Below are 14027 nucleotides of genomic sequence, written 5' to 3'. Positions count from 1 at the left end.
AACTTGCTATTCGGGAATCGCGAACAATGAATACAGGCCTCTTCAGCAAAAATTTCATTAATCAGCAAGGGATTACTTATGAAATGGCATAATCAAGTAGGTTGGGTCGCGACCCAACTTGCTATTCGCGAACAACGAATGCAGGCCTCATCAGCAAAAATTTCATTAATCAGCAAGGGATTGCTTATGAAAACGGCATAATCAAGTAGGTTGGGTCGCGCCCCAACTTGCTATTCGCGAATCGCGAACAATGAATGTAGGCCTCATCAGCAAAAATTTCATTAATCAGCAAGGGATTGCTTATGAAATGGCATAATCAAGTAGGTTGGGTCGCGACCCAACTTGCTATTCGGGAATCGCGAACAATGAATGCAGGCCTCATCAGCAAAAATTTCATTAATCAGCAAGGGATTGCTTATGAAACGGCATAATCAAGTAGGTTGGGTCGCGACCCAACTTGCATGAGTAGATAGTAATGAATTTAAGGTGTTGATTCCCTGTGCTACTTGTTGATATAGATATGCTATCAAAAAGTTACCATTCGCCTGGCGGCAGGAGTAGGCATGCCAGAGCATGGGAGGCATATGGCAAGACGCAAAATAGGACTCGTTTTTGGCAGTGGATCGGCACGTGGCTGGGCCCACATAGGCGTGATCTGTGAATTGGCAAACATGGGCATTAAACCGGATCTGATTGCGGGTTCATCCGTAGGTGCTGTAGTCGGGGGCGCTTATGCCTCAGGTCATCTCGACGAGTTTGAAGAATGGATTTTCACCCTTAAGCGCGTGGACATTCTAAAATTGCTGGATTTCCACATGACGGGCGGCGGTTTTATCCAGGGGAACGCGCTGATGATTGCCATCGAAAAACGGCTGGGCAACCTTAATATCGAGGATCTGAACGTTCCCTTTGCCTGTGTTGCCACATCGCTCTTGAATGGAAAAGAGCACTGGTTACGGGATGGCTCCTTACTCGATGCCGTGCGAGCCTCCATCGCTCTGCCTGGAATTTTTGCCCCTGTTGCGTTACATCAGGATCTTATGCTGGATGGCGGCTTGGTCAATCCTGTTCCTATTTCGCTGGCACGGGCTATGGGTGCTGATTACATCATCGCCGTGAACCTGAATAGTGATCTCGTCGGCAGACATTTTTCCCTCGATCAAAGCGATGTAGCTGCTGACAATCAAGAAAACCAAAAGCAATTGGAAGATGTTGAAAAGGATAATCCAGGCATTGCCGCCTGGGGAGCCAAGCTGAAAGCTGACTTCGACATCAGGTTAGCGTCATTTATTTCCTCCTTACGCAAGAAGAACATCTCGAAACCTGGCCTCTTCGACGTGATCGCCGGCTCAATTAACATTATGCAGGAGCGCATCACCAACTCGCGCATGGCAGAGGATCCGCCTGATGTTCTCATCACACCAAAGCTTAGCCATATCGGTCTTATGGAATTCGATCGCGCGCAAGAAGCGATTCGTGAAGGTCAGGAAGCCACACGGCGCGTCGCAGACCACCTGGAAAAGCTTAAGCTTAAATGGTGATTCCTTAACTAAAAACGGGAGCAATCGGGTCAACCGGTAAACCGATACGTTAGCCCAGCCATGTTTAACCTTCGGGAATCATTCCAAGGATAAGATCGCCTCATCAAAAAGGGGATGAGTTTTATTGGTTGCTTTACCTCTTGAGCGAAAGTGTTTAATGGGTGATCCCAAGGCGCGTTGTTCATGCATTAGCGGATATAAAAAAGAAATGATAATCTAAGATATTCTCAAGGGATTTGAGTTTTTATGATAAAGAATACTACGGTTCTCTGTGTAACCTTGCTACTGGTATTGTGCAATACATCCGCCGTTAGCTCAGAAGTCTCCACGATGGCAGCGCCGAAGTGGGCAGGCTTCTATGCTGGTGCAAATGCGGGTGGCGTTTGGAGTGCGAATACCAAAACCAGTATCTTGTCATCGTTCGTTCCAGGGTCGCAAAATCCATCCTATCCTGACGGCGCAACTTATACAGGTATTCAATCAGCATCTGGGGCGACGGGGACTATCTCTACCAGAAACGCAGGATTTATTGGCGGTGGTCAAATTGGATATAATTTGCAATTTACAGACCATTTGTTTGCCGGACTGGAAACAGATTTACAAGCCATGACCTCTGGAGATGATAGTGGAAAAACTTCCAATACTGCTCCGCTGGTCGGTATTTATGATGGGGGTGCTTATTCTTTCCTTCCTGGCGAATTTTATGCAACCACGCTGAATAGCAATAAACATACGAATTATTTGGGCACTTTTCGTGGAAGACTTGGGGGCTTGATCACACCCTCGTTGTTAGTCATGGGAACAGGGGGCCTTGCTTATGGTGGTGTATCGTCAAAAGCGACAATCACGCAAACTAACAATGAAAGGAGTTTGGTCGATCCCGCCCTTGCTCAATTTACGCTTGATCCACAAACCATTACCTCAGGGCGTTATTCAAAAAATATACGTTTGGGTTGGACTGTTGGCGCTGGAGGGGAGTGGATGTTTCTCCCGGATTGGAGCGCCAAGGTTGAATACCTCTATTATGATTTGGGGCGAGTAAACTATACGATGAGTCCCACAGTAACGAGAATTCCCGCGAACTCCTCGCCTGTAGCAGTCGTTTCGTCGCAGGTTACGACTCATTTCAATGGGAACATCGTCCATTTAGGTATTAGCTATCATGGCTTTTCTTGATCTTGCAATGGTCCGCCTGTCGTTTGGCAAGATCTGGTAATTTGCGTTTATCATTGTGGGCGAAATTCGCCGAAGCTTTAGAAAAATTCAAGGCCTGACCCAAAAACACGAGTAAAGAATGCCTATTTGAAAAGACCTAAAGAGGTAGAACGAGGAAGTAAAAATTCTGTAGTGCCCTGCAATTAAAATTCAATTGCAAGACACTCAAGAATCAAATAGTATAAATCTGCGTTTGACGTGTTTAAATGCAATAAGCGCTGACAGAGGGAACGACGAATTCCCGCCGCCAGCTAACCACAATATCTTCAAGGAGATAATTATGGCTAAACGAATCTTAGTCTATTTCAGTTTTGAATTTCAATGGCATGTCCGTAAGAAGCCGCCAAAATTTCCCATTATTTACACCGGTTGAACCTTAAGAGCATGGTTTATAGCGTGCTTTAATTCGCTATAAATCAAAAATCTTAATCATTTCAGCGACTAAAGATACAGGAATTATTTTTTTCAATAATTCCTGTGCTAAGTCACACCTTTAAAAAAATAAAGGAAGAATAATGGCGACAATAAAGCGAGAAGCCTTAACGGAAACGAATTTAATCGATAGTCCCTTTTTTAAAGTCTTTGCAAAAAATTACCTGGACTATTTAGGGAATAGTAATCCTACTCACAAACAGCTAGCCGAAATCCAGGCCTTACTGTCCAATACCTGGATACGGCTACCGATTTGTTTTGACCTGCGTTTAAGTGAGCAGGAAAAACAATGTCTTTACTTATCCGCCCAAGGCAAAGGACTGAAAGAAATTGCCAGTTTTTTAAATGTCTCCATGCGACGAGTGACTCAATATCGGCAAGCAATCTTTAAAAAACTAGGATGCAGGAATATAACCAGTGCAATTATTGTAGGTATTCGCTACGGTGTGATTAAGAAGGAGAATGTACTGGAAGATTAAATTGGTTTGGTAAGTTGCAAATTTCACTTCCTGTGTCAGCACATCCTTGTGCTGGCTCCCTTTTCACGAACATCATGTCCTGCTGATATTTGCAACTTCCAATAACGCCAGTATGACTTAATTGCTTATGCTCGTCATTAAGACAAACCAGGTAAATAATGTAAGAAATATCTTACAAATCATCAAGCTGATGGTTTAACAAGTATCATTTATGGATACGGGGTCAGGGGCAGGGCTTGAATTTTGAAGACCTCTAAAATATCAAAATAAAATGCAAATCAATCGAGTCTGCCCCCAATTTATTACCTAAGCCTGGTGACTATGTAGTAGTTAAAATTGAAGGGAAACCAGAAATTATTGTTTGTAAATATCAAAAATTGTCTTATGCCTCATCAGATTGGATTAATGACATTAAATGGTAATTGGCCAAACATTAAAGCCCAGAGTGGAATTACTGTCGAAATTGTTGGTAAAGTAATTCAAAATATTAGAGTAATGTAAATATGATGCCAGATCCAGTTAGATTATTTCATATTACAGCATTGGCGAATTTAAATGATATTTGTTGCCAAGGTGCTTTAATCAGTAAAAATAAAGTTGGGCATCATGGTATTAATTATCAAAACATTGCTCACGCAGGAGCGCAGAATTTGCGCTCTCTCCGTGCAGTTTTGGATCCACCCGGTGGTTTATTACATGATTATGTGCCTTTCTACTTCGCTCCCCGTTCCCCAATGCTATCAGCGATACATAATAAAAGAGTGGATGGTTGTTCATTGAGCCAAGAAGAAATTATCTATTTTGAAACAACCGTTGAACAATTAGTTAAATTAGGTTTAGAGTTCATATTTTATGATATGAATGCAACACTTACTTTCAGCAAAGCTTATACTGATTTAGGTCTACTGCCATCAGTAATTGCTTGGGATTTAATTACCGAGCCACCAACTTTAGATGGTTACTGTAAATATTTTCACGATATACAATCCGATCCCAAATACGTAGATAGAAGGGCTAGGCGACAAGCAGAATTTATAGTAAAAGATTCGATTCCATTGAATTGCTTTACCCGTATAGGTGTAATAAATAGTAGTGTAAAAAATCAGGTGGATAGGATTTTATTAACTCATGGGCTAACATTAAGAGTAGATGTTATGACCGATTGGTATTTTTTAGAGCAATAATTATGAGCATAAAAATAACACATGGTGATCTGCTAAAGCAGAAAGATGTGGATGCTATAGTTAATACTGTTAACTGCGTTGGCGTAATGGGTAAAGGTATTGCTTTGCAATTTAAGAAAAAATGGCCAGATAACTTTGCTGAATATGCTAAATATTGTAAGTTAGGGCACTTAAGACCCGGTAAAGTACACGTATATAAATCAGAGCAATCTACCCATCCGTTATTTATTATAAACTTTCCAACGAAAGCCCATTGGAAGGAAAAATCTAAAATTGAATATATTAGAGACGGTTTAAACGATTTAATTCGGAAAGTCAAAGATCTCAACATAACTTCGATTGCAATTCCTCCCCTAGGATGTGGTAATGGAGGATTGTCTTGGGATTTAGTGAGGCCATTAATAGAAGAAGCGTTTAGACAAGTTCCTGAAGTAGTGGTGAGGTTATTTGAGCCTAATTATACGGTTGTTCCCAAAGAAACTGAAAATAACTTGGCCAAGCCCAAAATGACGCCCGGACGTGCTATTTTATTAAAGTTAATCTCAATTTATCGTTCAATGGACTATGGAATATCAAATATTGAAATTCAAAAGCTTGCTTATTTTCTTCAAGAAGCAGGCGCTGATTTAAAATTAAATTTTGATAAACATCACTATGGTCCATATGCAGATAATTTAAGACATGTGTTGAATAGGATTGATGGACATTTTATACGTGGTGTTGGTGACGGTGTTTTTGAATCAGAAATTGAGTTAATAGAAAGTGCTTTACAAGAGGCAGATGACTTTATTCAGAATAGTGGTAATAAAGATTTAGAAGTTCAATTAAAAAAAGTGGCTAATTTGATAGATGGTTTTCAGTCACCTTACGGGATGGAGTTGTTATCCTCCGTTCATTGGCTTGCATCATATGAGCACGCAAAAAGCGCTAGTGAAGTGCTCATAAAAATACAACGTTGGAACGCTCGTAAACGTAAAATTATGCAAGAGTCGCATATCAAAACGGCTTGGCAACGATTAGAAGAATATAATTGGATTCAATAGCTATAAGCCCGCAGATTTTGGCAACACGGAGTTATCAAGGTCAGATCTTGCCCTTTGCCTCTTGTATATAATGTTGTTTTATAATTCTGCTAATTCTTGAGTAGTGAAGCCCAAAATGTTTTCCAATTTCCTTCATAGAATACAATACACTTTTATATGAACTATATATTGCCTCATCTCGATTGCCAGACATTCGTTCATATTCTTCAATTGTAAAACCTTTAACTAAATCAGGCACGTGAGCCCTGGAAATATCTGTTAAATCAATTTTAGGGTCAAGATAGCTCACTACTCTGGAAATAAAATCATCCGAACCAAGATATATTTGATGCTTTAGGTCAAGCAACGGGTTTTTCTTGCTTAACCCAGCATCAACGAATTGTTCATAGTTAATTAGAGCCAAATGATGATAAAAGCCAATCAACTGTCAGCCATGATGGAACTGGTACTCTACCACTTGTTGCTAAATAACTACTCCAGTGCCACTCATCTGCCTTTTCAACCATTCTTGCCCTAACCGGATTTAATACAATGTAACGTGACAACTCCAATAGATAGCTGTCTTTCTCAACCAGTATAGATTTATAGCGACCTTGCAGGACGTGCCCAATACGCTTGTGTGATGTATTAAATTTCTGAGTGTATACCCCGTTTAGATAGCGCATTCCTTTTGAAAGATTACCGAGCGGAGTTTCAATGAGTAAATGGTAATGATTTGTCATCAGACAATACGAATGGCATAACCACCGGTATTTTAAACAAGTATCACCCAAAACAGATAAAAAGTTCTCTCTGTCTTCATCTGATAAATAGATCGCTTCTTTTCTATTCCCTCGACTGGTGATGTGATAGAGGCCACCAGAAAACTCAATGCGCAAAGGTCTTACCATCGCTGATCCTGGACTTACTTAATTCCTTTTGAAGGAAAATTAAGGCATTGGGAAATAATTATCAAGAGTTAACTCCAAGATTGCCGTCTTTTATGGCTTAAGGCAAAAAGCAAGATCTGACCCTGTATGACGGTGACCCTGTATGACGCTGCGGCGTAAACTCACAGTACGAGTATTCACTGCATAATCAACCAGCTCCCGCCTCACAGATGGCTTCACAGCTTTTTTTCGACAATATCCTTCAGAATTTTGTGATCAAGACTTAGCTCAGCATACATCTGCTTTAGACGACGGTTCTCTTCTTCAAGATCTTTCAGACGTTTTATATCGGATGCCTCCATACCACCATATTTTGCTTTCCAGTTGTAATAGGTTGCGTCTGAAATCCCATCTTCATGACAAATTTCTTTAACCAGCCGACCCGCTTCGACTTCTTTTAGAATTTTGACAATTTGTGTTTCTGTATACCGCGATTTTTTCGTTTTTGTTCTCCTCAAACATAGTTTAACTTGGAGAACTCTACTCAGAAATACACCTATTTTAGGGGAGGCTTACAATGATTTTCTTCTGCTAGATTTATACCTCTAGTTGTTTTACTATAAGTAACAGATACAACATCAGAGAGACGTAATGAACTTGAGTATACAACACTCTGATTTCGGTTTAAAAAACACAGATATTACTCCAATTAAATTCCCTTTACCTATGCAATATATGGGAGGAAAAGGTCGGATTGTTGATAAAATTTTAGATGGGATATCCTCGCGATTTACTAAAACCAATAAATTTATTGACTTATTTGCCGGATCTGGGGTGGTTTCCTTCGAAGCTATGCTTAGAGGATATCAAGTTAGTGCAAATGATATTCAACCATATTCATCTGTTGTGCTTTCTTCCATGCTTAACTTTTCTTTGGATGGAATTGATTATCTAATAAATAAATTAAGCAATATTTCAGATAATGAGATATTTAGTCATGCTCGAAATAATTATTTAGCAGATTATAATATTGAAAGAAATTTTATCAACGATTTAAATAAAAATTTGTTTAACTGGGATAATTATCGTAATTTTTGTGAATCTACATTCTTATGCAGTGGGAAGAAAAGTGAGATAGATTACTTAAAAAAACACGAACAATGGAGTCTATTTTTAGCTTATTATAGAAATACCTATTTTGGTATAAAACAATCTGCTGAAATAGATTATTTGAGAGAGCTAAGTGAGGGTTTAGATGAAAACCTTAAATGTCATCTAATGGCAAGCGTTATTTCCTCCTTAACATATTGTGTTTCAAGTACAACTCATTTAGCACAATTTTTAAAGCCAACCACTGAAAAAAACACTATATGTCTATTAAAAAAAAGAGCTTTGAAAATTACTGACATGGTTATCCAACGATTAAAACTGCTCAAAAAACTAAATTTTTACAGAGGCGGTGTAGTATTAAATTCAGATTTCAAAGATGCAATTAAAGATTTAAATCTATCATCAAACTGTATAGTTTATGCTGATCCACCTTATTTTAAAGAACATTATTCTCGTTATTATCACGTACTTGATACTTTTGTATTGTACGATTATCCAGAACTCACTTTTAATAAAAGAATAAATGGCATAACCAAAGGTAGATATAGAAAAAATAGAATAGTCTCTGATTTTGGTAAAAAAAATACTGCTAGGAATGCTTTTTCTGAATTATGTGACTCATGTAATATTTATGGAAACAAGTTAGCTATTAGTTATGCTTGTTCATCAATTGTTGAAAAAGACTTTTTTTATAATATCGCTAAAGAGAAACATTTAGATTTAAATGTATTGGAGTTTGAACTTGTGCATACAGGCCAAGGGCAAGCAAGACATAAAAAAGTTACAGAATTTTTGTTTTTACTTTCAAATGAATAATTTTATAAAAAGTATAAATTCATTAATGCCCGAGCATGATCATCCTGGTGGTCTAATTCATCCTTATTGGGCAAGAAAACCTTTGAACATTATTGAGCTATTAATCTGCACTTATTCAAATAAAAACGACACCATTCTTGATCCATTTATGGGTTCTGGAACATCAGTTTTAGCTGCGGTAAAAAATGATAGAAATATCATTGGCAGTGATTTGAATCCTACATCAAAATTGTTCGTTGATTCAATGTTAAATTCAACAATATTGCCTAATAAATTTAAAGAAATTTTAGATTTTGCAGTCAACGATTGGATAAAATTCACATTAAATTTATATCAATCTAAATGTGGCGATTATATTGAAAGAGAAAGTTTCTGTGTAGAAGGAGACTATGCTAACAGCGATTTTACACTAGTTTTTCAAGAGGCAAAGATAAAATCGCTAAAAGATGGAAAGTTAAAAGGTGCAACAAAAATTGTAAAATATGTTGAATATGAAAATGAAATTTGTGAAGAGCTTTTGAATGCGCCAATAGATTTTTCAAAAATAAGCTTTACAGAAAATACTAGAATTGCCGTTCATAAAAATGTAAAGGCATCAGATTTTTTCACTGAAAGAAATACCATTTTCATAAACTATGTTCATACTTTTATAAAAAAACAACTGACATGTGAAAAAGAGATCAATTTTATTAAATTATTTTTATCGTCAATGATACCACTGCTTCGATTAAGTGATAAAAAAGCGAGTTCTCAATGGCCATATTGGAGACCTAAGAATCATTTAACATCAAGAAATCCTATTGTTGCTATTAATAAACGGTATGTGGCTTTTTTAAATTTTTTCAGTTGGGGAAAACAATATCTAAATAAACCCCAAATTAAGACTAATATTTTTCAGTGCGCTGCCGATTCCATCATTGAAAAACATAAACAGAAAGTTGATTTAATAATAACCGACCCACCATATGCTGATCACGCCCCCTATTTGGAATATTCCGATTTTTATTGGTCAATCATCAGCGGTGAAAGAAACCATAATTTATGGAGTCACGAAATTGTAAAAACGAATGCTGTCGGTAGAGAAAACGACTCTCTTTGTTATGCCATTAGGATGCAAGATTCCATCCAGACTATATTAAAGCTCCTAAAAGACCAAGGATACTTTGTTTTCTTTTATCTTGATAAAAATATTTCTCATTGGAATGCAATTAAAACAGCAATATATTCATCCAACTGCATTATAGAAGATGTTATTGCAATATCGAAACAAAGAAGGTCAATGAAAGCTGTTACTTCTCCAGGCAGGACTTTAGATGGTGATCTTATAATTGTATGCAAAAAAGATGATTCCATACAAAGTTTAAAAACGCCTATCTTAATGAAAGATATTCTCTCTAACATAAAAGGAAATAACTATTTTGAGCGTTTTACAGATTTTATTAAAAAATTTATGATGTCAGAAGTCTCAGATTTATCTAACTGGCGTATAACTGACATATCAAGGTTGATATAAATGTATTGGTTATTTAAGGAAAGTGAACAAAAAAGAATAAGGAAATTAATAGATGACCTAGTAATTTCTTTATCAAGTATTAATCATAAACCACCCCATGCCGACCAAGTATTTCCATTCCAAGGCAGGAAAGCTATTAATCATGCTAAGACCGTAATTAATATTCTTACTAGCCAAGAAGAAACAATTTGTGATCCCTTTCTAGGATCTGGTAGTTTTGCGTATGCAGGAGCAATGCTCAAACGCAATGTCATTGTGAACGAATTTGAGCTATACACAAATCAAATGGCATATAATCCATTTAATCTACCTAATAAAGAAGATTTAAAATCATCATTTGATAGTTACTATAAGCAGGTTAAACCATACATTGATAACTTATACCGTACTAAGTGTAAATGCGGGCAAATACTGCCATTGGATTCATTATTTTTTGACCGAGAGCCTGAAAGTTACACAAAAATAACCAAACATGAAAGATTAGGGCCAAATGGAGAAAATATAACCTTTCGTGGAAAGTTTAGATGCAAAAAATGTGGGGCAACTGAAAAACATTTTGATGATTTTGATCAATCAGTTTTAGATGAGATTAGTTATCTTAATGAAAATTTTTTTGATATTAAGTTAATAGAAAATTCCCGCATTAATTTAACTAAAAATTTCTTAAACTATAAAAATTTGTTTCCTAAACGAAGCCGTTTAGTATTAAGTTATTTATGGGAAAAACTTCAAAAAATTGACATGGATTCCATTTGTAAAAAATTCATGGAAAATACATTCCTATCTATTCTTCCTATGGCAAAATATAAAGACTATAGAAGCAAGAGTCAGGATTTACATTGCCCATCAAAAACGCTAAGAGAATCAAATATTCTTAATGCTTTTTTAATTCAATTTAACAAAAGAATTAAAACACTGTTTGATTACGGGATAGATAGTTATAAAAATTTAATTTTTGAAATGAGTGATTTTAGAAAATTTTTATCAACTATCCCAGACAACAATATTAACCTTATGATTACTGATCCACCATGGAATGATGGAAATGCCTATTTTGAAAGAGCACAGCTTTATCACCCTTGGCTTGGGTACAGTTTGAAAAATGATGTAGATAGATTGCATTATGAGATGATAGTTAGTGATTCGCCTGAAAGAAAAGAAAAACAAGATAAAGAGCAATGGTGGGCTGATATAAATGACTTATTTTATAATACTTATAGAGTTCTTAAAACACATTCATTTTTAGTTTTATATTTTAGACCTGTACCTGCCCAAGAATGGATAACTAATTTTAATCGATTAAAATTAATAGCAAGAATAAATGGATTTGAACCGCTATTAACATGTGATCTTGCTAACAAAGATCCTTCGATGAGAATTCAACAAAGTTCACATTATGCTTTTAGTAGCGATTTAATTTTAACTTTTATTAAATTGGATAAAAATGAGCGACGTAATTACATTAAAGAATATGATTTAGATGAAATATCTTTTCGAGTGGCTGTTGAATTACAAGATTTTTTAGCTAGCTCATTCACATGGCACCAGTGGAAAAAAGCGATATCTGAAAAACTAACTAATCTTGGTTTACATGAATTGTTATTACCCAAAAATACTTCCCTCTTAAAAATGACGTTTGACAGAGTATGTGAAGAAAAATATGACGGATATTATCTACCTAAACCAATAACTCCATACTCAGACGAGTTATTTAACACACCTTATATAGAAAGAGTCTCAATATACATACCATATGTTATTGAAGAGTTATTATCTAAATCTAATAAATTTACTTTTGATCAATTTCTATTAAAAGTAGCTGAGTTTGTAGAAAATGGTACCAGAAGCATTCTCAAAGACATACTAAATGATGGTGAAAACTCTATCTATTCTTTATTGAATCTTTATGCTGAACCTATTGAAGGAGGTCTATATTTCACTAAACGTCCTCTACCCAAAATACCAAGTAATATTGCCAATTTATTAGAATTAAACCCTTATGAATTCGAATCTTTTGTGGCAAGACTTTTAGAATGCGAAGGTTATAAAGATGTAGTAGTTTCCGGTCAGGCGGGAGATCGCGGAGTGGATCTCCGATGTCTAGATAGTAATGGAAATTTAGTAATAGTCCAGTGTAAAAGATATACCAAATCAAAAATTGGATCCACTCCTATCCAAAGATTACATAGTTTTGCTGTAACGAGAGGAGCTTCGAAGAAAATTTGTATTACAACAACAGACTTTACACGAGATGGCTATGATGAAGCAAAGAAGGCAAATGTTGAATTAATCAATAGAGATGAATTAGAAAAACTTGTACACAAACATAATCTTCTGGGATCTTCCAATAATAGCAAAAAGTAAAATAATGAGTTCTTCTCATAGTTGAGACCAAAATTAAGAGTCACCGCATCAAAAACTTATGTATCGCAATTTTCATCACAACATGCTTGAAAATTTAACTCTTTTAAGTTCATTTGAGTTCATTTAATAACACCCTCAAAAACCCATTGACTCCCCCACTCAAACACGCAAATATAAATCACAAATTAACTGAATTAGTTTTGACTTAATATGACACAAGCACTTGAAAAAATGAGAGTTTCCGGTTTTGATAGTACATGGTGATGTAATTCAAAATGTCCTGTTGGGCCTCCCATCGAGTTTGATAATTTCGCCACTGAACTCGCTCTTGTTTTAAGCTGCCAAAGAAGCTTTCAACAACGCTGTTATCCCAGCAATCACCTTTTCTGCTCATGCTACCAATATATCCCTTGCTCTTTAATAAATTGCGGCATTGGTAACTAGCATACTGAGCCCCTCTATCGGAATGAACAATAAGCCCTGATGGAGGTTTTCGCTGCCAAATTGCCATATTCAGAGCATCACAAACCAATGTTGCTTTCATTCCGGAACCCATGCTCCAACCAACCACCTTCCTTGAAAATAAATCCAGAACGACTGCTAAATAAAGCCAGCCTTCCTGCGTCCAGATATAGGTAATATCTGATACGTAGGCTTTATTAGGCTTGTCTGTATGAAATTGCCTATTCAATACATTTTCATAAACCGGTTGTTTATGGTTGCTATTCGTAGTCACCTTATATTTCTTTCGATATCGAACAAAAACTTTGGCTTCTTTCATTAAACTTTGAGCTCGTCTTCGACCTACTGGATAGCCTAATGCATTTAAAGCATTCTTCATCCTGCGGCTTCCATAACAATACTGGCTCGCTTCAGCTATTTTCTTCACCCACTCAACAACCTCTTGATGCTCAGGATCATCTGGTTTATTTCTCTGGCGTTGGTGATAACTGTAATATCCATGCCGTGTAATGCCCAAGAGTTGGCACATTAAGCCAACCGGCCAGGTCTTCTTACTTTGGGCGACAAACGAGTATTTTATTTCGTTTCTTGAGCAAAGAAGACCGCCGCCTTTTTTAAGATTTCCTTTTCCATTTTCAAGCGTTTATTTTCTTCCTGCAGGCGACGTATCTCTAATTGTTCTGAAGTTAACTTGCCATTTCCTCGAAATGCTTGCCCGTCAGGCTCTTGATGCTCTTTAAGCCAGCGACTGAGTAGAGCTTGATGAATCCCCAAACTTTTAGCGGCTTCTGTGCAGCCATAGCCTTGTTCTAATACCAGACTAACTGCATCCAGTTTAAATTCTTTAGAATACTTCTTTCTTGCTACCATTTTTTTCTCCAGTTAAGTTCATTATCTCTTAACTGGGGTGGAGTTATTGTCAATTCTGGTGTATGAGCAAAATATCATCAAGCGGCCTTCCAGTCCGATTGTTCAACAACCTGCACTCCGTCTTCAAAC

The 14027-nt window shown here is 36.7% G+C and carries 12 protein-coding genes and 2 pseudogenes; 10 read left to right on the top strand and 4 right to left on the bottom strand.

Features of this window, described 5'->3' with window-relative positions:
• Positions 1-78 precede the first annotated feature (78 nt).
• From Lfee_RS17800 to darG, 7 genes are all read left to right on the top strand, one after another.
• Positions 79-201, top strand: coding sequence for a hypothetical protein (locus Lfee_RS17800; RefSeq protein ID WP_256593779.1), 123 nt, complete (start codon positions 79-81; stop codon positions 199-201).
• A 101-nt stretch (positions 202-302) separates the two neighbouring features.
• Positions 303-431 (top strand): hypothetical protein, encoded by a 129-nt coding sequence (locus tag Lfee_RS17795; RefSeq protein WP_256593781.1) that lies wholly within the window; start codon positions 303-305, stop codon positions 429-431.
• A 153-nt stretch (positions 432-584) separates the two neighbouring features.
• Positions 585-1541 (top strand): patatin-like phospholipase family protein, encoded by a 957-nt coding sequence (locus Lfee_RS07780; RefSeq protein WP_058446269.1) that lies wholly within the window; start codon positions 585-587, stop codon positions 1539-1541.
• Positions 1542-1787: 246 nt separating this feature from the next.
• Positions 1788-2717 (top strand): outer membrane protein, encoded by a 930-nt coding sequence (locus Lfee_RS07775; RefSeq protein ID WP_058445536.1) that lies wholly within the window; start codon positions 1788-1790, stop codon positions 2715-2717.
• A 554-nt stretch (positions 2718-3271) separates the two neighbouring features.
• Entirely contained in the window at positions 3272-3667 is a 396-nt protein-coding gene (locus tag Lfee_RS07770; protein ID WP_058445534.1) for a response regulator transcription factor, read from the top strand.
• 503 nt (positions 3668-4170) lie between these two features.
• Positions 4171-4851 (top strand): type II toxin-antitoxin system toxin DNA ADP-ribosyl transferase DarT, encoded by a 681-nt coding sequence (darT, locus tag Lfee_RS07765; RefSeq protein WP_058445532.1) that lies wholly within the window; start codon positions 4171-4173, stop codon positions 4849-4851.
• Positions 4852-4853: 2 nt separating this feature from the next.
• Entirely contained in the window at positions 4854-5894 is a 1041-nt protein-coding gene (darG, locus tag Lfee_RS07760) for a type II toxin-antitoxin system antitoxin DNA ADP-ribosyl glycohydrolase DarG (protein ID WP_058445530.1), read from the top strand.
• Between the two features lie 40 nt (positions 5895-5934).
• Here darG and Lfee_RS17660 read toward each other — a convergent pair whose 3' ends face one another.
• The 3 genes and pseudogenes from Lfee_RS17660 to Lfee_RS07750 form a co-directional block, all read right to left on the bottom strand.
• Positions 5935-6318 carry a hypothetical protein gene (locus tag Lfee_RS17660; protein WP_238584895.1) on the bottom strand — a complete coding sequence of 128 codons (384 nt, stop codon included), beginning with the start codon at positions 6316-6318 and terminating at the stop codon, positions 5935-5937.
• A complete protein-coding gene (locus tag Lfee_RS17655; RefSeq protein WP_238584894.1) occupies positions 6284-6784 on the bottom strand; it encodes a transposase in 501 nt (166 codons plus the stop codon). The genes Lfee_RS17660 and Lfee_RS17655 overlap by 35 nt, the downstream gene beginning before the upstream one ends.
• 147 nt (positions 6785-6931) lie before the next feature.
• Positions 6932-7281, bottom strand: a pseudogene (locus Lfee_RS07750) (transposase); the annotation flags it as partial.
• 133 nt (positions 7282-7414) lie between these two features.
• Here Lfee_RS07750 and Lfee_RS07745 point away from each other — a divergent pair.
• The 3 genes from Lfee_RS07745 to Lfee_RS07735 are packed head-to-tail and all read left to right on the top strand — an operon-like array spanning position 7415 to position 12566.
• Positions 7415-8689 carry a DNA adenine methylase gene (locus Lfee_RS07745; protein WP_058445526.1) on the top strand — a complete coding sequence of 425 codons (1275 nt, stop codon included), beginning with the start codon at positions 7415-7417 and terminating at the stop codon, positions 8687-8689.
• Between the two features lie 25 nt (positions 8690-8714).
• Positions 8715-10202: a DNA methyltransferase gene (locus tag Lfee_RS07740; protein ID WP_162262675.1), complete on the top strand. Its 1488-nt coding sequence runs from the start codon at positions 8715-8717 to the stop codon at positions 10200-10202.
• Positions 10203-12566 (top strand): restriction endonuclease, encoded by a 2364-nt coding sequence (locus Lfee_RS07735; RefSeq protein ID WP_058445521.1) that lies wholly within the window; start codon positions 10203-10205, stop codon positions 12564-12566.
• 235 nt (positions 12567-12801) lie between these two features.
• Here the strand turns inward: Lfee_RS07735 and Lfee_RS07730 are convergent.
• A pseudogene (locus Lfee_RS07730) lies at positions 12802-13898 on the bottom strand (IS3 family transposase); the annotation flags it as partial.
• Between the last annotated feature and the right edge of the window lie 129 nt (positions 13899-14027).

This window comes from Legionella feeleii, assembly GCF_001467625.1.
In the GTDB taxonomy this organism is placed as follows: Bacteria; Pseudomonadota; Gammaproteobacteria; order Legionellales; family Legionellaceae; genus Tatlockia; species Tatlockia feeleii.
Note: the sequence above shows the minus strand (reverse complement) of the source record. Positions and strands in the feature narration are given on the sequence as shown.